Raw genomic sequence first — 21728 nt, 5'->3', positions numbered from 1 at the left:
ACTTGATTGACCCTAGATTGTGTAAGGTGGACCGCCCTTGAGGCGGTCTTTTTGTGCGCGTCCCATCGTCGACTCCGAAATTGCAGCATGCAGCGCATCGATCTGGCGCTGAAGGGATGGTCTCGTAACGTCGCTTGACCGATTGAGAAGGTGGTAAAGCACCTGCAGCGTCTCTCGCGCGCCATTTTCATCCGCAGAAATATATTGCCGGGTCTGACCGAACAGAACGCTGCAGAGCGCGTCGAACTCGACGGACCGGGTCCAGATGCGCGGCGTTCCCTGTTCGTCCAGCAGGCAGGCAGGCGCATTGGGGGCATCCATCATGGCCAGACAGATATCGCCAAACCAGTGAATGCAGTTGATCGCTGTGAACGGATCATTGACTCCCGGAGAGAGAGCGCGCGCGGCGATCTCAACAAGTTCTTCGCCCAGGAACAGTAGATTCTGATGTTCAGTCCGTTCCCGACCCAGAGCCAGGAAGGTCAGAAGCTTGGGCGCGATCGTTTCCGAAAAAAGATCGCGATCAAAATCTTTCTGCGTATCGTCTGCAATCACGTCCATAATCGCATCGCCCATCATGATGAACTCACCAGGAATATGGTGCAGACGTACGCGCATGTCATTTTCCTGGGACCATTCGACAAGACCGCGCAGCGAGATCGCCTGAATATAACCTGAAGCCGTGCTGCGAACGGTCTGGGTCAGGTCGGAGTCGAACGGATCGCCGAGGCGGTCGCACTGTGTCGCGTCGATCTTGCTGCTATTTGGGTATCGTCCCGTTTCGATCTGACTGATCAGTTTGGTTGAAAGCCGTCCGGTCATCGACCCGGCATTGAGCGTTTCCGGTATGTGATGGACGAAGAAGATCAGAACCCCAACACTGATCAAGGTCAGCAAGAGTGCGACAAGCACTGACAGGCTCGGTGTAAGCCCGACCGTGCTCTGAGCATCGATCGCGATTTCTTCCGACACGGATTTCAGGACAACGATACAGTAGAGAAAGGTCGAAACGAATGTGCCGAGCGTGACCTGATTGGCGCGGTCGCGCATGAAATTGCCGATCAGGCGCGGGCCATATTGCCCTGCTGCCGTCGTCACAGCGACCATGGTCAGCGAAAAGGTAACGGCCGCGACGCTGATCATCGATGCGGCGATCGTCGTCAGAACGGACCGCGCACTGAGGACTGTCGAGGCGAAAAACCAGCCCAGAAGATCGCGGATTTCCGACTGGTAACGCAGATCGATAATGGTCGTCAGCAGGCCTAGCAAAACGGCCCCAAAGCCCATGAGGGCCGGAATGAAATAGTAGCTGGACTGAAGTCGCAGCCAGGACTGGATGATCCAGGCTCTCATGAGATGCTTTCTTTAGGTCGGCGACTTCACATCGTCGGCTGTGTCGCGGGCGTCAAGCTGCGCAGTTTCGTCGCCGCCCGGTCTGACGCTGACCAGATGCGGGAACGGGATGTCAATACCGGCCTTGTCGAGCGCGATCTTGACGCCGCGAACGGCAAGACCGCGAATGCGGACCTGCTCCGCCTTTTCAGCCCGCGTCCACCAGCGGGCCAGTATGTTGACGCTGCTGTCGCCGAGTTCCCACGTATGGGCTTCCGGGGCGGGATCGTCCACGACCTCTTCGATCTTGGATAATTCCGATCTGATTAGATTCAGCACCTCGTCAATATCCGCATCGTAGGATACGCCGATCATATATTCCCCGCGGCTAATGCTGGTCTTGGTCTTCACGAGAACGGAATTGGTATAAAGTTCGGCGTTCGGAATGATGGCATGCTCGCCATTATAGGTTTTGAGAATGGTCGCCCGGGTTTCGATCGACTCAACCGTGCCTTCGAACCCGGCGGCTTCGATCTGGTCGCCGATCTTGAAGGGCTGACGGATGAGGATCAGCAGTCCCGAGAGCCAGTTCTGCAGAATGTCCTTGAAGGCAAAACCGATCGCGACTGAACCGACGCCGAGCGACCCAATCAGGGTGCTCAGTTTGATCGATGGCGCAATGATTGCGAGGGCAATGGCACAGCCAGCAATGATGACGGCAATTTTGGCCAGACGGCCCAGCGCCATGCCCAAACTGGGACGCTCATGATCCCGGAACCGTTTGATCAGCTGGCTTTTGACGAAGGCCGACAGGAACCAGAATCCCATCAGGAGAATGAAAGCGATCCCGATATTTGGCAGAAGGCTGACGAAACCGTCTATCCAGCTGTCGATCCGGTTGAACGCTTCGCCAGGATCGAAATCGACAGACGCGCCCTCGGCGTCTGTCTGTGAATTTTGATCATCTTGCGGGGTCTGCACGAACCTATGCCTTACTGACTTCGGAATGCGACTTCAGCACCCGGTTGCCATCGTCTTGCTCAATCATGTAGGCGGGTTCGTCCGGCGATGCTTTGCGGGTGACATCATTGCCCTTGATCGTGCGGGTGACATCATCGGTGAAACGTTCTGTGATCTTACCAGTTCCGGTCCCGTTTCCCCAATTCCATTCGACTTTCGTCCCTTTATCGTAACCGCTCATAATAACGCTCCATTGCAGTCTCATTCACAGGCGCAACGGCGGACGCGCAGACCGGTTCCAATCATCGCATTCGGTGCGACATTATGATCGCAAGGGGCAAACATCCTGTCCGGATGCGGGAACCGAATGGCCCACTGTCGCATTGATTAGGGGAACAAAGGACCTCTAACCATGCTACGCCTGCTTTTCTGTACCGCCGCCATTCTGCCGATCGCGATCATCCCCTGGATGACCTCCGAAGCTGAAACGCTGGACCCAGTCATGGGCGAAGCCAGCTATACGGAACTGGTGACCGATCCCAATCTCGATGCGCTCAATGACTGTCGTGTAGGTGAACTGCCGGTCTTCTTTCACGACGCACTGATCACGACCCACAGCGCGGAAGCGATCAATGCCGGCATGAAATCAGCAGAAGCGTGCGGCGACGTAACAGTGACTGTTATTCCGGTTCTGCCCGCCTATGCGGATAGTCAGGATCTCAACCAGTCGGACCGACGCACGACGGAACTTGTAGCCTATGTCGACGCCGCCGCCAAAACCGTCAACGCATCAATGGATATCGAGATTGTTGATCGTCCGGTAGAGGATGACATATCGACCTTGTATATCAATGGGCGGGCTGCCATTCTGCGTATCGACCCCAACGCCGACGCTGGATAGCTTATCTTTTCCGTCCCGTCCCGCTTCGACGTCTGAGGTAGCCCTGCCGGGCGGGAGTACCAGTTGGAACAGTTTGTCCGCAGGATAAAACACTATGTGGATGTCGGCGATGCCGACCTGCACGTGTTGAAAAATCTACGTAGCACTACAGAAGTCTACCAGCCTGGCCAGACGATCGTTTCTCTCAACGAACCTGTCGACAAGCTCTATATTGTCACGGAAGGCTGGGTCTTACGGGCGCGATACCTGGATGACGGACGCAGACAGATCATCAATTTCCTGCTGCCGGGCGACTATTTCGATCTGATGTCCATTGTCGGTGCGCGGTCCGATCATTCCATCGTCGCCGCAACGACTGTCAGGCTCACAGTGTTCGATGCTCAGGACTTCCTGCGGGCGACGCAAGGGTCGCATCGGTTAGCCTCGGCCTTCTGGTGGGTAACGGTCCAGGAAGAAACCATCCTGCGGCAACAGATTGTTCGCGTGGGCCGTCTCAGTGCCCGCGAACGGATTGCCAACTTTATTCTGGAGTTGAACCGCCGACAGGCCATTTCGTCAGGACGCCATGAAGATTTTGTTCCGTTGCCCGTACCGCAAGCATTTCTTGCGGACGCACTCGGCCTGTCGATCGTGCACGTGTCACGGTCGCTGACCTCTCTGAAATCGAAAGATCTGCTGCAGACAAGTCGGAAAGGGATCGAGATTCTGGACCGTCAACGGTTGATCGAACTGGCAGAGTATAATCCCGCCTTGTTCGAGCCCCATCCCGTTGCCTTGGCCGCGCAATAGGCGCGGGCCGCGTCTGCTATTGCTGATCTTTGGTGAAGGCAGGTTGCGAGCAGCCCCGACTCAGTCGTGGAAGAAAAGTGCCTGGCTGATCGCCGCTTTGACATTGGACGGCTTGAACGGCTTGGAAATCAGGTAGGCGGGTTCCGGTTTATCACCAGTGAGCAATCGCTCCGGAAATGCGGTGATGAAAATCACCGGAACGTCATATTCACCCAGAATATCATCAACCGCATCGATGCCTGACGATCCATCGGCAAGCTGAACATCTGCCAGCACGATGCCGGGCTTGTGCTCACGTGCCATTCTTACGGCTTCTGTATGCGTCGCGGCGATGCCATCGACCGTATGGCCGAGGCTGCCAACCAGTTCTTCGATATCGGCAGCGATGATCGGCTCATCCTCGATGATAAGGACGTTGGTACGAAGTTCTTTTTCGATATCGGCTTCGGCCTGCGCCAGCAATTCGCGCGCATCTTCTTCGGTTGCATTCATCACACCCGCTATATCTTCAACGGACAGCCCTTCCAGTGCAGACAGCAAAAAGGCCTGACGCGATTTGGGGGTCAGGCGGCGAATACGCTCCGTGGGGGAATCGTCATTCGACGCGGGGCTTTCGAGCTGAGCCCCTGTCGAGTTCCAGATCCCCAGAAACATGCGATAAAGAGCCGTGCGCGCTGGCAGCGTGTCGTCGATCGCGGCATCGCCGGCGACAAGGGCTTCCAGCGCTGTGCGAACATAACGGTCGCCTTCGGCCTGAGATCCCGTCAATGCCCGTGAAAAACGACGCAGATAGGGCAAGTAGGGTGCATAGGTATCGACAAGGCTCACAGCTTATCCCCTTAAAAGACTTAGCAAATATGGACGAGGCGTTGCTGCGTCTGGCAGTAACACCGCATCTGTTCAAGACATTTAAACTGATTGGAACCCTTTTGGTTCCCACGCGTAAGCAATCTGATATATTTCAGGGGAACACACGGCCTTTTCACAATGACTGACAAGAAAACACCACCACCCGGCAGCAAATCCGGCGCTTTCGATAAGAAACCGCTACCGGACAAGATCGGGTCATCGCTGCGCCAGCTCTATGATGATGTGCTGAGTGAGGATGTGCCGGACGACTTTCTGAATCTTCTCAAGAAAGCGGACGAGGTGTCCAAGTGAGCCGCACCGTGACGGACGGTCCGGAACAGGAAGAGGTCTTGGTTCTGGATGAGGAACAGTTCCGTGAAGATCTGACGGCTCTGATCCCGCATCTGCGTGCTTTTTCGCGTTCCCTCTGCGGCAACGCCACACTGGCAGATGATGTCGCTCAGGACGCGTTGCTGAAAGCCTGGAAAGCGCGTGACAAGTTCAAACCGGGATCCAATCTAAAGGCTTGGACGTTCACGATTCTGCGCAACCAGTTCTATTCGATCAAACGCCGTTCCTGGCGCGCGACCTCGCTGGAGCCCGAAGTGGCGGAGCAGACCATCGTCGCCAATACGGATCCCGAGCAAAGCGTGCATCTGAACGAATTGCGCCGTGGTCTGGATATGCTCAAGGACGATCAGCGCGAAGCGTTGATCCTGGTCGGCGCGTCGGGCCTGTCCTACGAAGAAGCGGCCGAGATCTGTGATTGCGCCGTCGGGACAATCAAGAGCCGTGTCAGCCGGGCCCGGAAATCGCTTGAAACGATTATGAAGTCGGGTCGCTTTGATAGCGATCCGGATAAGGTTCGCGCTCTCGATGCCATGACAACCATCTTGTCAGAGGCCGATACGCTCGTTGGAAAACGGTAATCCGCGCAGCGCCTGAGTCATAAACATGTATTCGGCCAGACTTGTGTCTGGCCATTCAAATTTTGGGGCGCTAGTCACCTATGTGATGGATATGTCTTCCGGACACGCAGAAAATCACGCTTCGTCAAAGACCGCACCGCTCGCTGATACGAACGAGCCACGGTGGTGGAACAGTGTGCGTGTCCGCTTTACACTCTTACTGACATTGGCGCTTTTGCCGTGGCTGTTCCTCACAGCGTTGGAAACACTGGCGACGATCGACCGGAACCGAGACTCACAGGGACAGCTTGCTGATGTGGTTGCCGCCAATGCCGTAGGCGAGGTCGGGCGGACGCTCGAAGCCGGACGTCTGGGATTGGAGGCGGCGCCGCAACTGATTGCCGATATGGGATGTGAGGAAGGTGCGGCCGAAGTGCTGGGACGTCTCGGCGTCTATCAGGCGATGATTATCAAAGACGACAGCGATGTACCCGTTTGTCAGAGTCCGGCGTCTCTGCCGTCATTGGAGATGATCAATCCCGACCCGTTCAGAGCCCAGGATTCCTTCCGGATCGAACGAGGGCGTCTCGGCGAGACAGACGTGGTTGTTCTGCAGAAACTATTTCCCTCTTCCGGGCGCACCTACACGCTCGTTCTGCCTGAAAAGCTCGGTTTGAAGGACGTTCTGGATGTGACGTTGCGCGAAGGCGCGCGGGCGACGCTAACGAAGCCGTCAGGTCAGGCCATTGTGGGTACGAATACGTTCCCGACGCCCAATGAAGGCGCGATGGACCGGGTCAGTGATACGGAGGTCAGCCTGCTGAACTATACGAATGATCTCGGGGAAGATCGTCGCGTTGCGGTTCAGTTTTTTCGTTATCTCGATCTTTATGTGACGGTCAGTCGCGACCTGCGGCATGAACGCAAAGTCGCCTTCATGAACCCTTACACCTCGATCCTGTTGCCGATTTTTGCCTGGCTTGTCGGGTTCGGTCTCATCTGGATTGGGACGCAGACAATGTTGCTGACACCAATTGCCAAGATCAGAAGAACATCGCGGCAATTCGCATCCGGCAAATTGGGCTCTCGCGTTGATCTGTCCAACTCGGCAGCGGCGGAGGTTCAGGGGCTGGCCTATTCGCTCAACAGTATGGCGAGCCAGCTGGAGGAACGCGACAGCCGCATCGCGGACAATATGGACGAAAAAGACACATTGATGCGCGAAATTCATCACCGTGTGAAAAACAACCTTCAGATCATCATCAGCCTGCTGAACATGCAGGAACGTAAAGCCGAAACGGAAGAGGCGATTGCCACCATTTCCGAAACGCGCGCCCGCATCAACGCCATCGCGATCGTCCATCGCGGCCTCTATGAGAGCCAGGATTTGCGCGGTGTCGATCTGGAGCCTTTTGTCTCCCGCTTGGTCTCGACCCTGTCGGAAAGCCTGGCGACGGAAGAAGCCGGGATCAGCCTGACGCAGTCTGTCGAGAGTTGTATTCTGAATGCCGATAACGCCATTCCCGTTGCCTTGTTCATCGTTGAGGCGATCAGCAATGCGGCCAAGCACGGTGCGAAGCGCGGCGGGGCTATCGAGGTAATCATCACCCGACCGTCCGACGCGTCGCTGCAGATCGATGTTCGCGACAATGGATGTGGTGTCGGCGATCCCACCGCGATGCGGGGAATCGGAACGCGCCTGATGCGCGGTTTCGCACGACAGCTATCGGGGACGCTGGACTATCTGGACAATGCGCCGGGGCTGACGGCCCGTCTGACCATGCCTCTGATCGATAATGAAGCCCAGCCCTTCCAAGTGAGTCGCAAGGGTCGCTAGCCCCAAACGCTTGGGACGTCGCCCTGTCAAAAACCACATGGTCGAAAAAGATAAGCCCGGACGCCGTGCAGGGGAGAAACGGGGTCCGGGCTTAAAAAACACCGGGATGAAGGGGAGGTACCAGGTGTTTTGTGTCTCTGTTGAAGGGAATACGTTCTAGACTGAAAAAGGGTTCCCGTCGGTTGGACGTTTTTTCAGATTTTTTTCATTCCCGTCTGATGCTGCGTTCCTGCGCCGCGGGACGATTATTCCTCTTCATCGGCGAGACGGGGATTTTCCCCAAAGATTTCCTTTGCCATATGTGATGCCTGCGGGAAGTCGGCGTCTTCCAGACTGGCCTTCAATTCCGCCGGGCTTGGGTTTTCTGGGACGGCGACATTGCCCTGTTCGGTATTGCCCTGTTCGGTATTGGCTGTGCGAGGGTGTTCGGTTCTGGTCATCTTGAAATCCTTATCAGAATGGGCTGGCCGTCGGAGCGCCGTCATAGCCATGTGCTGATGGTTACAATGCCTGACGCAGACATCCCGTTCCGCATATCGTGACGGATGTACTGACTGGGCTTTTTGCGGAACAAATTCGGTCTGTGCGCCGTTGAACAGATGAACGCGCGTCGTGAGGATGCGCCCGCAATTAAGACTTCTCACTGGAAGGATAGAATAATGGCCACTGCCAAGACACCCACCTCTAAAACCAAAACGACGCGCGCAAAGCGTCCATCCGTCACGACCGAAACGAGCGACAATGTCGTGCCTATGAATACGGAAATCAGCCAGCAGCTGGAAATCCTGCGCACGGACCTCAAGACACTGGCGCAGACCGTCAAGGATCAGGCCCTGTCCAAAGTCGAAGGTCGCAAGGAAACCGTGAAAACCGTCGCGACCGAGCAAAAGGACGCTGCGATGGCCCGTTACGACGAACTGTCGACCAAGGCTGAAACACAGATCCGCGAAAAGCCTCTGTCGTCCATGGCCATTGCCGTGGGTGCCGGTCTGGTACTCGGCGCGATCCTGCGAGGCTAAGTCCGACGCCCGACAATCCATAGGACCCGGCGCGTCACGACGCGTCGGGTTTTTCCGTTATTTACAAGGAGGTGCGCGTGCTTCGATATGTGACACTTATCGCGCCGCTACTGATGCGGAAAGGAACGCCAAACCCTGTCAGAGTGCTGACAGGTTATATGGGCGCTTTCTTCCTGACCGGATTTGCCGCAATCTTTCTGCTCGCCGCACTCTTTACATGGATCACCAAGACATATGGTCTTGATATTGCGTTCCTGAGCCTCGGCGTCATTTTCGCGATTATCGCGATCGGATTGACGATCATGGCGCGTGTGTCTCAGACGATACAGCTCAAAAAGGCCGAAGACCGTCATGCGCGCATTAAGGGTATGCTGGCCGCCAAAGACGATCCGCTGGCGGCGCATGTGCCAGACGACGTTCTGACCCATCCGATCAGCCAGAAGATACTGGCCCAGGTCGAAGACAAGCCCCTTGTGGCGGGCGTAACGGCTGTCGGGCTCGGCGTGCTGTTGTCGCGGCAACTGATCGACGCATCCGAATAACAGACCGCGAGTAAGCGCGGAACGACGATAGAAAGGAACTGAGATATGACCGATTTTCATACAGACGATCACCCTGCCGAGCTTGACAATGTCGAAGCCCAATCCGGACGCCGTTCGCCGAAGTTCTGGTGGATGTTCGTGATCTCGACGACGCTGGTCGTCATTGCCATGATTGCCGTATTCATGTTTACGGCGGCCTGATCGGCGCCGTTTACAACGACCCTACGGGGAAGCGATAAGTACAGTGACGCCCGGAACTCCAAAGGGAGGCCGGGCGTTTCTTTTATATGAAACCTGGAAACATAAACCCCCGACATGTCATCTGCTTGACAACTGCTTGCGCCTTTGCACTGGGTGCCGCTCAGGCCTACGCCAATGATGCTCCCAACAATAGTGTGGCTCCTGCCTCTGTATCTGCCAGTCCAGTCGCGCTGACCCCGACAGCGACAGAATCTCGCATCTGGATGTATGAGAAGACAGCGGTCAGCGAAAACCCTCCCATTGCACGCGCATACCATCCCTCTGTGACCGTCGTGCGGGCCGATGAACCTCTGCCGCAGCTCGTTGTGCCACTGAATATCGATATGCGCATGACCAGCCGGTCTGTGCCGGATCTCAACGACAAGCAGGCATATGAGCGCGACGTCAGTCTGCGTGAAATTGATCTGATCGAGGACAGCCCGCTCTTTATCGGGGCACAGGGCGCAACGGAGTTCGATACGCGTGACGCCATGAAGACGCGCGCGGCCTATCCGAAGTCCATCGAAATCGACCCGCTCTACACGCTCGCAGGTGCAGGTGTCGAAACGTCCTTCTAGGACAGCTTAGAACATCATTTGAAAAGGCCAGCTCCCGACAAAGGAGCTGGCCTTATTATTGGCGTATCGTCAAAGCCCCGACGTGAATGACGCGTATGAAAAAACCGGACCGATGACAGATCCGGTTTTCTCACTGGTCATGTGGCTCGTAGCTGAAGCTCAGCCAAGATCGATAGACTGGGTCATCTGGCCTCGGGGAAGAGCAAAGCGCGTTTCCTTCCATTCCGGTGCGCTGAAAGGATCCGACGCATTGTTGGAAAAACCATAAGGTTCGGACGGGATGCCCATAAAATCCTTGTCAAGGGACCCGTCCGTATCTTGGTCGTGGAAGACTTTGATGGCGTAGCGACCGACCGGTAGGTCGTCGAAAATGATCCGCATGGTCGATCCTGTGACAGGGACGGTCTGGCCTCTCAACTCGCGATCGTCTTCGAATCCGGTTTCGCTGTCATAGAGGCCGATGCGAAGCTGGCCTTCTGTCTTGTCGATATTTTCGACCTTGACGATCAGGTCGGCACTTGCGGCGCCGCCTTGGCTTTGTGCGGCAAAGAATTCGGACGCCTTGACGGCCCCACCCAATGGCAGAGCGAGCGAAACGGCCAGTGCGCTGGCAACGGTGATAAATCTTTTGGTGTTCATGATCTGTCCTGTTCAATCGTTACTCAACCCGAAGGCCGAGGGGCGACATCAGTCGCCCGATAAAACCCTTCAGATAGTCAACGTGAAGCGATCATTTCGGTTCCCCAAAGGGGTATAAAAAGTGATATTTATCAGTGTTTTAGAGTATATCGTATTGAGCAGACATCGCGCCCGTCATATGGCGGTCGCGACTGGATGGGGCAGATGGAACCGGCAAATGCCGAAATGGGAATGCCGTTATCTGCCGGCTCTGATAAGTTAAGTCCTGGGCCCGCATTTGGTTCCAGCGACAGGCGATATATCAGCCTCGATCGTCAGGGTTCATCCTGCGTAAAATCTTTTGATCAGGCGATATGGTGGTCAGGCGATATGATGGTCAGGCAACCAGAGCTTCCGGCTCGTCCTGTTCGTCCTGTGCCAGAATATCGTCAGCCGTCGCAAACAGACCCATCTGGCGTAAACGCCTGATCTGCGCGACGCGGTCTGGAATAGCCGCATAGGCTTTGGCTTGGGAAATATTGATCAGTCGATTGAAGAAAGCCTCTCGAATGATCGGGTCCAGTCGGGTCAGGGTCAGAATGTCACGCACGCACTGCCGGGACAGATGATAGGTGTCTGCGAGTGTATCGAGGTTGGTCCCAGCCTGCATCTGTTCCGAAATCGCGTCATATAGCTCGCGATTATGGATGAGCATCGACCGATGGGGCGCGGCTTCGGACGCTATCAGATAGGGGATGCGGACCAGGGAGCGGGGCAGGCGACCCTGGAAGGAAAGGCGGCGGATCGCTGCCAATCGTTTCCGGCCATCGACAACAACGAGCGTGGCGGCCCGCCTGACAACGATGATGGGGGAGAGCAGACCGAAGCGTGCAATGCTTTCCTGCAGACTCTTGACATCCCGCAAGTGGGCACCGCCGAGCAGTTTACCCCGAAGCAGTCTGAATTCGTCCACAGTCGCATGTTGAACAGTTTGTGTGTCGGATGTGCACAACATCATCTTGTCTCCAACCGTCATGGTTAACAAAGACAATACGCGTCGCAGGCTTACAGGGTTCCGTATTTACGGTTAAATTACCGCTATACTGGTTAACGGCCATTAACTCTTTTCGTTCCGAGAAAGGTTAACAAACCTCAGAAGCAGGCCATAGCTTCATATTCATCGCCACTATCCACAGCCTGTTGACAAGCTTCACAATGCTACATGTCCGTCGGCTTTGTCGCGACCGTCACATAGTTGATAGATAGATCGTCCCCGACGGACCAGCGTTCGGTCAGCGGATTGAGGCTCATGCCCTGAACGCGGTCAACCGACAGCCCGGCTGCGCGCAGATGGGCCTGCAATTCGGTCGGTTTGACCAGTTTCTCATATTGATGTGTGCCGCGTGGAAGCCAGCGCAGGACGTATTCAGCGCCGACGATCGCAAAGGCGAAAGCCTTGAGGGTCCGGTTGATGGTCGAACACATCATTAGCCCGCCCGGGCGGACCATGGCGGCGCAGTCGGCAATAAAGTCACGCGGATTGGCGACATGTTCGATCACTTCCATGTTCAAGACGACGTCGAAGGGCTGCTCGCCCGCTTCGACCATCTGCTCGATGGTGCCGTGTCGGTAATCGACTTCCAGTCCGACCGATTGCGCGTGGGTTTTGGCCGTCTTGACGTTCTTCTCCAGCGCATCGACGCCGGTCACCGTTGCGCCCAGTCGGACCATGGGTTCGCAGAGCAGACCACCGCCGCAACCAATATCGAGCAGGCGCAATCCGTCGAGCGGCTTCTCCAGATCCGGATCCCGCAGGAAATGATCGCAAATGGCGTCCTTGATCAGCGCCAGCCGCGCCCCGTTCATCACATGTAGCGGTCGGAACATGCCGTCCGGATTCCACCAGTCATGTGCCATTCGCGAAAAACTCTCCATTTCGCGCGGGTCGACGGAAACGGAACGTAGATGTTCGGGTGCGGTCTCAGCGTGGGCCATGTCCCTTCATACGCGACAGGATCGTATTCGGAACCGCAAAGCGCTCCAAGTCGTTCTTTTAATGCAGAAGCGCGTCACCCCTGTCGCGCCAGATAAAAGGAAAAATCATGGAAAGCGAACATATCAAAGCTGGCTACAACAAGACTGTCGGCAAGGCGAAAGAAGAAATCGGCGAAGCGACCGATGACAAGTCCCTGGAAGCCAAGGGTCATGCGCAACAGGCGAAAGCCAAGGTGCAGGACGCCATTGGCGATGCCAAGGACGCTGTCGAGTAGTCTCAGCGACAATTCGAAAGATGCCCGCCCGGTTCGCGCCGCGGCGGGTTTTTCTTTGGTCTATGGGTGCAGTCGGTGCGTCGGAACCACGTCGCCGCATGCCAACTGTCGAAAGACAGCCGAGTCTTGACGATTTGTCCCTTTCTCTTTGCGTCGTTTCCAGCCTTCGCCTACAGCCCGGAGCCGTAATTGCAGGAGCCCAGACCCATGGGTCGCATCGTCATGAAATTCGGCGGCACATCCGTCGCCGATCTCGACCGCATACGCGCGGTGTCGAAACTGGTCGCGGCCGAAGTTGCTGCAGGGCATGAAATCGCCGTCGTCGTTTCGGCAATGAGCGGCGAAACCAACCGCCTCGTTGCACTTGTTGATGCTCTGGATGCGGACATGGCGCCGTCCGGGGAAAAGTCCGGTGGCGCGGTTGAGGATGAATATGACTCGATCGTCGCTTCTGGCGAACAAGTCACGTCCGGCCTGCTGGCCATTGCATTGCGTCGACGCGGCATACCCGCCCGATCCTGGCTCGGCTGGCAGATCCCGCTCAGGACCGACATGGCCCACAGCAAGGCCCGGATCGCCGAAATCGAGAGCTCTGCGATTGGTCCGAGCCTGGCGAACGGCCACGTCGCAGTAGTGGCGGGCTTTCAGGGCATCAATGATGAAGGTCGTATTTCGACTCTGGGGCGGGGTGGCTCCGATACATCGGCGGTTGCGCTGGCCGTCGCCTTGAAAGCGGATCGTTGCGATATCTATACCGATGTGGACGGCGTCTACACGACTGACCCCCGAATCGTTCCCGAAGCCCGCCGTCTGAACCGCATCGCCTTTGAGGAAATGCTGGAATTGGCCAGCCTCGGAGCCAAGGTTCTACAGGTCCGCTCGGTCGAGCTGGCCATGAACAATGATTTGCCTATCCGCGTGCTGACCTCCATGGCCGAAGCGGGCCAGGACAATCCCGGCACGCTCGTCTGTCATGAGGATCAAACCATGGAAGAACGCGTCGTTTCCGGTGTCGCCTATAGTCGCGATGAAGCCCAGATCACCCTGTTGCGTCTGGCCGATGAACCCGGTGTTGTCGCTCGTGTCTGCAAGGCCATGAGCGACGCCAACGTCATCGTCGATATGATCGTGCAGGGGATATCGCGCTCGGACAATACCGCCAATCTGACCTTTACAGTGGGCGAACGGGATCTGGATACTGCGCTGGAAGCGTTGGAACAGGCGCGTCAGGAGATCGGTTTCGAAGCTCTGAAACATGACCGCGACGTGACCAAGGTCTCGGTGGTCGGCATCGGCATGCGGTCGCACACAGGTGTGGCACAGACCATGTTCGAAGCGCTGGCGGCCAAGGGGATCAACATCGAAGTGATCGCCACGTCGGAGATCAAGATTAGCGTGCTGATCGATAGCGAATATACCGAACTTGCCGTGCGCGCGCTGCATAGCGCTTTCGATCTGCACGAAACGCCCGCACCTCCCGTCACAGCTCCCTGACCGGAATTGATCCGCCACGTAGCGCGGGCCTGCTCAGCCTGGCGTGACTGCGATTCATGTGAAGACTTCGTTTAGCAACACATTTAGGACTCAATTAGGACGAAAAGGACAGGGTGAGGGCAGGAATTCCCGGGCTGGGGCCGGACCTGCAGGGGAGACGACTTCATGGGCGCAGTGTTTTTCAAGGCCGCCAGCCGCCATCTGGCGATCCTTTCGACCGCAATCATAATTGCCGCCTGTGGCGGCGGAGGGGGCGGTGGTCCGGTCGCTGATCCAACGGGCGGGACGCCTCCACCCCCACCGCCCCCTCCGCCGGTTCTGAACAGCGCGCTTGAAACCAAGGTCGAGGCGGCTCAGTTTCTGCAACTCGCAGGTCTGGGGCTTGACGGCGACGAGGTCGATGCGCTGACCGGAACGAATGCCGCAGCGTGGGTCAGTGCCGAGCTGGCCAAGCCAGCCTTTGGCTATGAAGACTTCATGCGCTCGCGCGTCGCGGCTGATGAGGTTTCTCGCCGTCAGTCGTCACAAGCCATGTGGGAAGCGATGATCACATCGGATGCCCAGCTTCGAGCGCGCATGACATTCGCTTTGTCGCAGCTTTTCGTCATCAGCAATGCGCAATTCAGCAGCAAGGTTCGCTACGGTCTCGGCAGCTATCTCGATATTCTCGACCGAAATGCGTTCGGCAATTACCGCGATTTGATGCAGGAGGTCACCTATTCCCCGATCATGGGCGAGTATCTGACCTATATCTATAATCGCAAGGGTGATCCATCCAAGGGCCGTCAGCCGGATGAGAATTATGCGCGCGAGATTTTACAATTGTTCACCATCGGGCTGGTCGAGCTGAACATGGACGGCACACCGCGGCTGGATGGCAGTGGTCAGGAAATCGAAACCTATACGAATGAAGACGTGGTCGGTCTGGCGCGCGTCTTCACAGGTCTGGCCCATGCCGGAACCGATTTTCGCTCAGGCAGACGTGGTCCTGATGGCTATGAGGTCCCGATGGAAATGGTCGACCGGGAGCATTCCGAACTGGAGAAGACCTTCCTCGGTACGACCATTCCGGCCGGCACACCGGGCGATACGTCGATCACTCAGGCTCTCGACGCCATCTTCGCCCATCCCAATATGGCCCCGTTCGTTTCGCGGCAGCTCATTCAGCGGTTTACGGCCAGCCATCCCGAACCCACTTATGTCGAACGTGTCGCCAACGCGTTCGAGACTGGACGGTACGCGGCTGAGGACGGAAGTAATTTCGGTACGGGACAACGCGGCGATCTATCGGCCACACTGGCTGCAATCCTGCTGGACGAAACGTTGTTCGATGATGTCCGCGGTGCCACTGAAGGCAAGCTGCGCGAACCGGTTCTGAAATTTGTCCAGCTGGCGCGGACCTATGCCAAGCCCGCTTCGACACAGATCACGATCCAGGCTTTTAACAGTTTCGCCGATACGTCAAACCCGCTCACCTCGCTCGGCCAGTCGCCGTTGAAGAGCCCGTCCGTCTTCAATTTCTACCGACCTGGTTATATCGCCCCGTCGACCGAGACAGGCGATGCGGGATTGACCGCGCCGGAGCTGCAGATCGTCAATCAGGCGGCGGCTCTGGGCTATCTGAACTTCATGTCCCGCTTCATCACGCAGGGAGATACGGACAGGATCGGCATTCTGGTACCGGATCTGAGCGAAGAGCTGGCCTTGGGCGATGATGCGACCGCGCTGGTCGATCTGCTCGACCTGAAACTTCTCGCCGGTCGCATGGGCGAGACGACGCGGACGCGTATTATCGAAGCCGTCGAAGCCCTGCCGGTCCGGGAGGGCAATAGTCGCGACACCGACATCCGGTCGCGTGTTCGCATTGCCATGCTGATGACGGTCGCGTCCGCCGACTATGTTGCGCTGAACTAGGGAGACGGGATCATGGCTTATTATAACAGACGTCTCTTTCTGCAGGCTTCCGCAGCCGGTTTTCTGGGCGCTACCGGGGCGCTGGCGGGGCTGGGTCGTCAGCAGGCTTTCGCGGCCGATACGGGCGGTTACAAGGCATTGGTCGGCGTGTTTCTCAAGGGCGGCGCGGATATGTTCGATGCCGTCCTGCCCAGCGATCAGCCGAGCTATGACAGCTTTCTGGGGCTGCGTCCCGGGATCGTGAACCGCTATGGGGACGGTTCCCGTGCGCGCGAGAACCTGCTGGCCCTGACATCGTCGGGACCGGATGGATTTGGTGGGCGCACTTTCGGTCTGGTTCCGGAACTCGCATCTTTCAAGGCCATGTTCGATAGCGGCGAAGGCGCCATGGTCGGCGCGGTCGGCCCATTGCTGACCCCGACATCCAAAACCGGCATGAATACCGGCGTAGACGCACTGCCTCGTAAACTCTTCTCCCATAATGACCAGCAATCGACCTGGATGGCGATGGAAACCGAAGGTGTGCGTCGGGGCTGGGGCGGCAGTTTCATGGATGAGATGATCCGGGATGGTGGGATCGGCAATGCCGACTTCTCTCTGATCACGGGCGGCAGTAGCGACATCTTCTTGGCGGCGGAACGCACGAACCAGTTCAAGGCACCCTCCAATCCCAGCTCGCTCGGAATCGACATGTCGGTCCGCAGCTTCCTGACTTCCGGCTCACATGGCCAAGACGCTCGCGACCTGATGGATGCATTTCTGCGGGATACGAGCCACGGGTCGGACAATCTGTTTGCCCGCGATGTCGTTGCCGGCCAAGCGCGCGGGATCGAGAATATGCGCAGTTACCGCGAGGCGTTCGCACAGGCCTCTGGCCTGAATACCGTCTTTCCTGATACGAAGCTGGGAAAGCAGCTGCTGGCTGTTGCCAATGCGATCAACTTGCGCGGCGTATTGGGTATGAATCGTCAGATTTTCTATACCGATACGGGTGGCTTCGACACGCACAATAATCAATCCGGCAGCATGCCGGGACGGCTGAGCGAAGTTGCCGACGCCATCAGTGCCTTCCGCGATGCCATGATCGAGATGGGCGTCTGGAACGATGTGACCCTGTTCACCATGAGCGATTTCGGGCGCACCCTGACCGATAATGGTGACGGCACCGATCATGGCTGGGGCAGTCATCAATTCGTCTTTGGCGGGTCGGTTCAGGGACAGCGCATCTATGGCGACATGCCCGAGCTGGATCCGGACAGCGAACGGTTCACGCGTAGCCGTGCGCGCATGATCCCGTCCATCTCCGTCGATCAGTATGCTGCAACGCTGGGCGGCTGGTTCGGTCTGGATCGAGACGAAATCGACAGGGTTCTGCCGAATCTCGACCGCTTCGCGACCCGTGATCTGGGCTTTATGAGTGGAGGCTCCGCCTAGAGGTCCAGCGCCATGAAGCGAGAGTCCATCGGATTGTCGTAATAGCGGGGCACGTCGCTGAAGCCGAGCGCCTCATAAATGGCGTTGGCGTGATTCAAGCCGCGATCTGTATCCAACAGCAGGCGTGTGTAACGGTGCGCGCGGGCCCCTGCGATGCAAGCTTTGCAAAGACGCTGACCGAATGCGTGACCCCGCGCGTCGGGTGAAACCCAGAGACGCTTCAACTCCGCTGTCTGGTCGGCAAATGGTTTGAGCCCGACCGCCCCGACAGGTTTACCGTTCAGCTCAGCCAGCCACAGCGCATCATAAGTGTGAGGGAAGTCGGCAAACTCCCGCTCCGTGCCCTGAAAGGACAGAGACTGGCCAAGATAATCTTCGATGAAACGCAGATAATCGGTAAACAGAGATTTGACGGCGGCAATGTCATCAGGGCGGGTGGCGAGCCGGATCGTCATGACGTCCATATAAACGGATCGGGATCACGAGTCCCGAATGGATTAGGATAAAGCCATGAGCGCAGGCGTTATCTATTATGCAATCGGCGATATTCATGGCGAGCTGGATCGCTTGCAGCAATTGCACAAGGATGTTTTCCGGCATCATCGGGAACACCATTCCTGGCAGGATTACAGGCTTGTCCATCTTGGTGACTATGTCGACCGGGGTCCGGATAGTGCAGGCGTCGTCAATTATCTGATGGCTCTGGATGCGCGGGAAGAGGACCGCGTGATGTGTCTGAAGGGCAATCACGAAGCCATGATGGTGGATGCGCTCCGTCATTCGATCAATCCGGACTGGTGGTGTGATCATGGCGGGACCGAAACGTTGGACAGTTACCGGGCGCGGGGGATGGACCATCCGCCGGAAGCGCATCTGGACTGGCTGGATCGACGACCGACACACTACCATGATCCGGATCGCCGGCTCGTCTTTGTCCACGCAGCGATCAATATCGACCTGTTTCCGGATCCTGATGAACGGCAGCATCTCTGGGGCCGGACACACGCCTTTTTCGACAGTCCGTCATGGAGTAACCCTGCGCTATCAGACTATTGCGTGATCCACGGGCATACACCGACCGATGGTCATAAACCTGATGTCAGCGATGACAAACGCAGGATCAATGTCGATACGGGTGCGGTTTATGGCGGGGTATTGACAGCGGTCGGGCTGGCGCCGGACCGGCCTCCCATATTTCTGAGCGCCTGAAATGTCTGTGTCAGGCTCCGCCAGCCTGGGACAGGCGATTAAGTAGCGCGGCATTGACGTTGCCCGTTTCCGTCAGGCCGTTCTCACGCTGGAAACGGCGAATGGCGGTGCGGGTCCGCTCACCCATCAGACCGTCCGGCGTGCCGACCTGATAGCCCAGAGCGGCAAGACGGGCTTGGGCTGTACGGATCTGGTCACGGGTTGCGGGCGCGTTCGCCTGAACCCAGGGTAGATTGGTGAAAATCCCGTTGGCGGCCTCGTCGATCTCGCGCGGCTGGAAGGCGTCAAGGCGCGTCTGAATGGCGCTCAGTGTCGCCGCGTCAAACGTATTGCGAAGCGCATCCCGACGCTGAATGGCGAATTGATCCCCCTGTCGTGCAGCGATCGAATACCAGAAAAAGGCTTCCTGCGTGTCCGGTTCTGCGCCTGTGTCAGGACTTTCGGACAGGACAGCCAGATTATATTGCGAGTCGACCACGTCGCGACGGGCGGCCTGTTCGAACCAGGCCTTGGCGGTCAGCATGTTCATCTCCACGCCGCCTCGACCTTCGGCATAGTAAAGCCCCAGATCATGCATGGCGATCCGGTTGCCGCCGCGCGCCGCGCGCTCGATCAGCTGACGTGCCAGCGTGTCGTCACGCGGCACGCCTTCGCCGGCCTCATAGAGTTTGGCGAGACGGTATAGAGCGGCGGGCTGATTGGCACTGGCGGCTTCCCGGACAAGGGCCGCCCCATCTTCGGTCTCGCCGGCATCCAGTTTGGCGAGTCCCATCTGGAACTGTGCGATCGGGTTTCCAGCTTCGACGGCGGCGTCCAGCGTGTCGAGTTCGGCATCGATGAAGGTGACGGGCTGCGTTTCGACATAATCGCCGATCGGCGCGTTTTGCGTATCGACGCCGCCCGGCAGGCCGGAAAGAGCCGGGTCCGACTGAGGCAGTGCCGTACCATCCGGCGCAGTGCCCGTCGGCAGCGTGTAGCCCTGCATCGGCATTTGCGTCGTGGTGACAGCCGGTTGCGTCTGTACGGCGGCAGGCGGCACATTTTGCGGATCGCTGCTGGACAGGCTGCCCGTTCCCAAGATCATGCGTCCGGCGAGAAAGGCGATAATGACGACCCCGCCTGCTAGCAAAGCGATGCGAAGCGGCGGAGAGGATAGCGGTAAAGACGGTAAGTTCAGTTTGCGGCGCGGCGCCCGGTTTTCCCCGGCGACCCGAATGGCCATGGGCGAATCCATGACGCCGGTTGCAGGCGTATTGCCATCATCGGCATAGGCCGGATTGGCGTAGACGGCTTCCGGCAGGGGAGCGGATTCGAAGTCGGGCGTATTATAGCCTTGTCCGGCGGTTGGCATCTGGAACGGTGGCAGCGGCGGTCCATCCGGTTTCAGGCTGGGGGCGGGAGGGACCGGAACCGGGAAGGCAACGACCGGTGATCCGGGGTCTTGCGCCTCGAAAGGAGAAGGAAGCGGTTCGAACGGTGCGGCTGGCACAGCGAGACCCCGCCCACCGGATGCGGCACTGGCTCCGAGCGCGGCGGCATAGGGGTTGGCGGCCTGTGTCTGATCCAGCGCTGCTGGAGCAAGGGTCGCAGGTTCGTCAGACGGCTTGCGGAACGATGTCAGACGGTCGCGCAGTGACTGGGACTCATCTTTTTCTGCCGCCTGGACGACTTCGGCTTCGGGCGTGACCTCTTTAGGTTGCGTGGCCAATACGGGTGCCGGCAGGGCTGGCATCTCGACGGGACGGCGTTCCAGTTCGGCCAATCGCGATTTTAAGGCGTTGATTTTCTCGTCCAGTTCCTGATTGACGCGTTCGATCGCCCGTTCCGCAACGCCTGTTCCGACGGCAATGTGACGGGCTTCCATCTCCTCGAAGCGCTGTTCGACGCGGGATTGATAGGCATCGAAACCCGACTGGGTCTGTGCGGCCAGTTCGGCGATGCGTTCGCCAATACCGTCTTCCGATGCGGAGCGGCGCTGCTCGACCTTGCGGTGAAGCTGCTCCATTGTCTCGCCGATCTTGTCGAAAGCCCGGGCACTGTCGCGCTCGATAATGGAAATACGGTCCGTGATCTTTGCCGTCGCACCGGACACAGTCTCGATAATGCGCGTGTCGATCGTGGCCATCTCGGCCTGGCGGGCGTCGCTTTCGTCCTTCAGGCGCGCATCGACGGCGCGCGCAATATCGGCCAGATGGCGATTGACGCGGGTGATCGCGGCCGCTTGCGATATTTCGGCTTCGTCCATGCGCTCGGTCGCGCGCGACAGGGCTGCATCCAGCGCATCGACGCCCCCGGTCGATCCTGCTCCGGCCAGCGCATCGCGAAGTTCACGCCGGATCAGCGCTTTGGTATCGTCCACTTGCGCGTCCAGGCGACGGGTCAGACGGTTGACGTGTTTGGTGAGTTGCCCCTTTTGCGTCGACTGCGCCGTTTTCAGACTGGCCTGCAATGTCGTGACCACGGTTTCCAGCGACTCCACGCTTTTGCGAGTCACGCTGTCAGCGCGTTTCAGGCGGGCTTCCAGCTTGTCGAGATCCGCCTGAAGGTCAGCCTTGGAACGGGTCGCAGTCTTTTTTGCGGCTTTACGGGGCGCAGCCTTGCGTCGGGGTGTGGAATTCGGGTTGGGGTTATCGCTCATGGATGATGATGGGGCATCGGGATCAGGCCCGGCCGTCGCGCCCTCGGCCTCTTCTGGATTTTCAGATACCTTGCCGACCATGACGGGGCATCCCCTGCATCTTGCATCATACGAATCAGTGACCCGCACTGCGGACGTCCGGCCCGCATAAGGTACCCCTTCGCCCGACTATGGTTAAGGCGCGGTTAAACCGTTA

24 protein-coding genes are annotated in these 21728 nt (G+C 57.8%); 14 read left to right on the top strand and 10 right to left on the bottom strand.

Translation table 11 applies throughout. The annotated features are described in order from the left end of the window. Positions 1 to 12 precede the first annotated feature (12 nt). From AB6B39_RS14780 to AB6B39_RS14770, 3 genes are read right to left on the bottom strand one after another with little or no spacing between them, the layout of a single operon-like run. A complete protein-coding gene (locus AB6B39_RS14780) occupies positions 13 to 1353 on the bottom strand; it encodes a DUF2254 domain-containing protein (protein ID WP_284372425.1) in 1341 nt (446 codons plus the stop codon). A 12-nt stretch (positions 1354 to 1365) separates the two neighbouring features. Beyond that, a complete protein-coding gene (locus AB6B39_RS14775) occupies positions 1366 to 2313 on the bottom strand; it encodes a mechanosensitive ion channel family protein (RefSeq protein ID WP_284372426.1) in 948 nt (315 codons plus the stop codon). Between the two features lie 4 nt (positions 2314 to 2317). Then, positions 2318 to 2533, bottom strand: coding sequence for a DUF2945 domain-containing protein (locus tag AB6B39_RS14770; protein WP_284372428.1), 216 nt, complete (start codon positions 2531 to 2533; stop codon positions 2318 to 2320). Positions 2534 to 2704: 171 nt separating this feature from the next. Here AB6B39_RS14770 and AB6B39_RS14765 point away from each other — a divergent pair, with 171 nt between their 5' ends. Then, positions 2705 to 3193, top strand: coding sequence for a hypothetical protein (locus AB6B39_RS14765; RefSeq protein WP_284372430.1), 489 nt, complete (start codon positions 2705 to 2707; stop codon positions 3191 to 3193). A 63-nt stretch (positions 3194 to 3256) separates the two neighbouring features. Beyond that, positions 3257 to 3982 carry a Crp/Fnr family transcriptional regulator gene (locus AB6B39_RS14760; RefSeq protein WP_284372432.1) on the top strand — a complete coding sequence of 242 codons (726 nt, stop codon included), beginning with the start codon at positions 3257 to 3259 and terminating at the stop codon, positions 3980 to 3982. Between the two features lie 60 nt (positions 3983 to 4042). Here the strand turns inward: AB6B39_RS14760 and AB6B39_RS14755 are convergent, their stop codons facing one another. Then, a complete protein-coding gene (locus AB6B39_RS14755; RefSeq protein WP_284372435.1) occupies positions 4043 to 4810 on the bottom strand; it encodes a response regulator in 768 nt (255 codons plus the stop codon). A gap of 159 nt (positions 4811 to 4969) precedes the next feature. Between AB6B39_RS14755 and AB6B39_RS14750 the strand changes: the two genes are divergently transcribed. From AB6B39_RS14750 to AB6B39_RS14740, 3 genes are all read left to right on the top strand, one after another. Further along, positions 4970 to 5143, top strand: coding sequence for a NepR family anti-sigma factor (locus tag AB6B39_RS14750; RefSeq protein WP_284372437.1), 174 nt, complete (start codon positions 4970 to 4972; stop codon positions 5141 to 5143). After that, positions 5140 to 5760 carry a sigma-70 family RNA polymerase sigma factor gene (locus AB6B39_RS14745; RefSeq protein WP_284372438.1) on the top strand — a complete coding sequence of 207 codons (621 nt, stop codon included), beginning with the start codon at positions 5140 to 5142 and terminating at the stop codon, positions 5758 to 5760. Before AB6B39_RS14750 ends, AB6B39_RS14745 begins: the two co-directional genes overlap by 4 nt. Positions 5761 to 5845: 85 nt before the next feature. Next, positions 5846 to 7576, top strand: a complete 1731-nt coding sequence (locus tag AB6B39_RS14740; RefSeq protein WP_371398771.1) for a sensor histidine kinase — start codon at positions 5846 to 5848, stop codon at positions 7574 to 7576. 245 nt (positions 7577 to 7821) lie between these two features. On the opposite strand, the gene AB6B39_RS14735 is transcribed toward AB6B39_RS14740, so the two are convergent. After that, positions 7822 to 8016 carry a hypothetical protein gene (locus tag AB6B39_RS14735; protein ID WP_284372442.1) on the bottom strand — a complete coding sequence of 65 codons (195 nt, stop codon included), beginning with the start codon at positions 8014 to 8016 and terminating at the stop codon, positions 7822 to 7824. A gap of 219 nt (positions 8017 to 8235) precedes the next feature. Here AB6B39_RS14735 and AB6B39_RS14730 point away from each other — a divergent pair, with 219 nt between their 5' ends. The 4 genes from AB6B39_RS14730 (at position 8236) to AB6B39_RS14715 (ending at position 9955) form a co-directional block, all read left to right on the top strand. After that, on the top strand, positions 8236 to 8595 hold the full coding sequence (locus AB6B39_RS14730) for a DUF883 family protein (RefSeq protein WP_284372444.1): 360 nt from the start codon (positions 8236 to 8238) through the stop codon (positions 8593 to 8595). Positions 8596 to 8672: 77 nt separating this feature from the next. Then, positions 8673 to 9137, top strand: a complete 465-nt coding sequence (locus AB6B39_RS14725) for a hypothetical protein (protein ID WP_284372447.1) — start codon at positions 8673 to 8675, stop codon at positions 9135 to 9137. Positions 9138 to 9182: 45 nt separating this feature from the next. Then, entirely contained in the window at positions 9183 to 9338 is a 156-nt protein-coding gene (locus tag AB6B39_RS14720; RefSeq protein WP_284372448.1) for a hypothetical protein, read from the top strand. 125 nt (positions 9339 to 9463) lie between these two features. After that, positions 9464 to 9955, top strand: a complete 492-nt coding sequence (locus AB6B39_RS14715; protein WP_284372450.1) for a hypothetical protein — start codon at positions 9464 to 9466, stop codon at positions 9953 to 9955. A 159-nt stretch (positions 9956 to 10114) separates the two neighbouring features. Here the strand turns inward: AB6B39_RS14715 and AB6B39_RS14710 are convergent, their stop codons facing one another. The 3 genes from AB6B39_RS14710 to ubiG all read right to left on the bottom strand — a co-directional run bounded on the left by AB6B39_RS14710 (position 10115) and on the right by ubiG (position 12568). After that, a complete protein-coding gene (locus AB6B39_RS14710; RefSeq protein ID WP_284372452.1) occupies positions 10115 to 10594 on the bottom strand; it encodes a DUF2141 domain-containing protein in 480 nt (159 codons plus the stop codon). A gap of 376 nt (positions 10595 to 10970) precedes the next feature. Next, positions 10971 to 11546, bottom strand: a complete 576-nt coding sequence (locus AB6B39_RS14705; protein WP_284372454.1) for a ParB N-terminal domain-containing protein — start codon at positions 11544 to 11546, stop codon at positions 10971 to 10973. 245 nt (positions 11547 to 11791) lie between these two features. Then, positions 11792 to 12568, bottom strand: coding sequence for a bifunctional 2-polyprenyl-6-hydroxyphenol methylase/3-demethylubiquinol 3-O-methyltransferase UbiG (ubiG, locus tag AB6B39_RS14700; RefSeq protein WP_284372455.1), 777 nt, complete (start codon positions 12566 to 12568; stop codon positions 11792 to 11794). A gap of 107 nt (positions 12569 to 12675) precedes the next feature. On the opposite strand from ubiG, the gene AB6B39_RS14695 reads away from it, so the two are divergent. The 4 genes from AB6B39_RS14695 to AB6B39_RS14680 all read left to right on the top strand — a co-directional run bounded on the left by AB6B39_RS14695 (position 12676) and on the right by AB6B39_RS14680 (position 17685). Then, the gene (locus AB6B39_RS14695; RefSeq protein ID WP_284372457.1) at positions 12676 to 12843 is read left to right on the top strand and encodes a CsbD family protein; all 168 of its coding nucleotides are present in this window, start codon (positions 12676 to 12678) and stop codon (positions 12841 to 12843) included. Between the two features lie 207 nt (positions 12844 to 13050). After that, on the top strand, positions 13051 to 14337 hold the full coding sequence (locus AB6B39_RS14690) for an aspartate kinase (RefSeq protein ID WP_284372459.1): 1287 nt from the start codon (positions 13051 to 13053) through the stop codon (positions 14335 to 14337). Between the two features lie 165 nt (positions 14338 to 14502). Further along, complete coding sequence (locus AB6B39_RS14685) at positions 14503 to 16251, top strand: DUF1800 domain-containing protein (RefSeq protein ID WP_284372461.1); 1749 nt, start codon at positions 14503 to 14505, stop codon at positions 16249 to 16251. 12 nt (positions 16252 to 16263) lie between these two features. Further along, the gene (locus AB6B39_RS14680; protein WP_284372463.1) at positions 16264 to 17685 is read left to right on the top strand and encodes a DUF1501 domain-containing protein; all 1422 of its coding nucleotides are present in this window, start codon (positions 16264 to 16266) and stop codon (positions 17683 to 17685) included. Here the strand turns inward: AB6B39_RS14680 and AB6B39_RS14675 are convergent. Continuing rightward, entirely contained in the window at positions 17682 to 18140 is a 459-nt protein-coding gene (locus AB6B39_RS14675) for a GNAT family N-acetyltransferase (protein ID WP_284372465.1), read from the bottom strand. The genes AB6B39_RS14680 and AB6B39_RS14675 overlap by 4 nt on opposite strands. A gap of 55 nt (positions 18141 to 18195) precedes the next feature. Between AB6B39_RS14675 and AB6B39_RS14670 the strand changes: the two genes are divergently transcribed. Next, entirely contained in the window at positions 18196 to 18894 is a 699-nt protein-coding gene (locus AB6B39_RS14670) for a metallophosphoesterase family protein (RefSeq protein WP_284372467.1), read from the top strand. Between the two features lie 10 nt (positions 18895 to 18904). Here the strand turns inward: AB6B39_RS14670 and AB6B39_RS14665 are convergent, their stop codons facing one another. Further along, positions 18905 to 21613, bottom strand: a complete 2709-nt coding sequence (locus tag AB6B39_RS14665) for a peptidoglycan-binding protein (RefSeq protein ID WP_284372470.1) — start codon at positions 21611 to 21613, stop codon at positions 18905 to 18907. Positions 21614 to 21728 lie beyond the last annotated feature (115 nt).

The organism is Algimonas porphyrae (genome assembly GCF_041429795.1).
Lineage (GTDB): Bacteria > Pseudomonadota > Alphaproteobacteria > Caulobacterales > Maricaulaceae > Litorimonas > Litorimonas porphyrae.
Note: the sequence above shows the minus strand (reverse complement) of the source record. Positions and strands in the feature narration are given on the sequence as shown.

Coding starts and splice junctions, on each gene's coding strand:
- AB6B39_RS14780 (WP_284372425.1), bottom strand. CDS start 1,353: ATGAGAGCCTGGATCATCCAGTCCTGGCTGCGACTTCAGTCCAGCTAC.
- AB6B39_RS14770 (WP_284372428.1), bottom strand. CDS start 2,533: ATGAGCGGTTACGATAAAGGGACGAAAGTCGAATGGAATTGGGGAAAC.
- AB6B39_RS14765 (WP_284372430.1), top strand. CDS start 2,705: ATGCTACGCCTGCTTTTCTGTACCGCCGCCATTCTGCCGATCGCGATC.
- AB6B39_RS14750 (WP_284372437.1), top strand. CDS start 4,970: ATGACTGACAAGAAAACACCACCACCCGGCAGCAAATCCGGCGCTTTC.
- AB6B39_RS14740 (WP_371398771.1), top strand. CDS start 5,846: ATGGATATGTCTTCCGGACACGCAGAAAATCACGCTTCGTCAAAGACC.
- AB6B39_RS14735 (WP_284372442.1), bottom strand. CDS start 8,016: ATGACCAGAACCGAACACCCTCGCACAGCCAATACCGAACAGGGCAAT.
- AB6B39_RS14730 (WP_284372444.1), top strand. CDS start 8,236: ATGGCCACTGCCAAGACACCCACCTCTAAAACCAAAACGACGCGCGCA.
- AB6B39_RS14720 (WP_284372448.1), top strand. CDS start 9,183: ATGACCGATTTTCATACAGACGATCACCCTGCCGAGCTTGACAATGTC.
- AB6B39_RS14710 (WP_284372452.1), bottom strand. CDS start 10,594: ATGAACACCAAAAGATTTATCACCGTTGCCAGCGCACTGGCCGTTTCG.
- ubiG (WP_284372455.1), bottom strand. CDS start 12,568: ATGGCCCACGCTGAGACCGCACCCGAACATCTACGTTCCGTTTCCGTC.
- AB6B39_RS14695 (WP_284372457.1), top strand. CDS start 12,676: ATGGAAAGCGAACATATCAAAGCTGGCTACAACAAGACTGTCGGCAAG.
- AB6B39_RS14690 (WP_284372459.1), top strand. CDS start 13,051: ATGGGTCGCATCGTCATGAAATTCGGCGGCACATCCGTCGCCGATCTC.
- AB6B39_RS14685 (WP_284372461.1), top strand. CDS start 14,503: ATGGGCGCAGTGTTTTTCAAGGCCGCCAGCCGCCATCTGGCGATCCTT.
- AB6B39_RS14680 (WP_284372463.1), top strand. CDS start 16,264: ATGGCTTATTATAACAGACGTCTCTTTCTGCAGGCTTCCGCAGCCGGT.
- AB6B39_RS14675 (WP_284372465.1), bottom strand. CDS start 18,140: ATGACGATCCGGCTCGCCACCCGCCCTGATGACATTGCCGCCGTCAAA.
- AB6B39_RS14670 (WP_284372467.1), top strand. CDS start 18,196: ATGAGCGCAGGCGTTATCTATTATGCAATCGGCGATATTCATGGCGAG.
- AB6B39_RS14665 (WP_284372470.1), bottom strand. CDS start 21,613: ATGGTCGGCAAGGTATCTGAAAATCCAGAAGAGGCCGAGGGCGCGACG.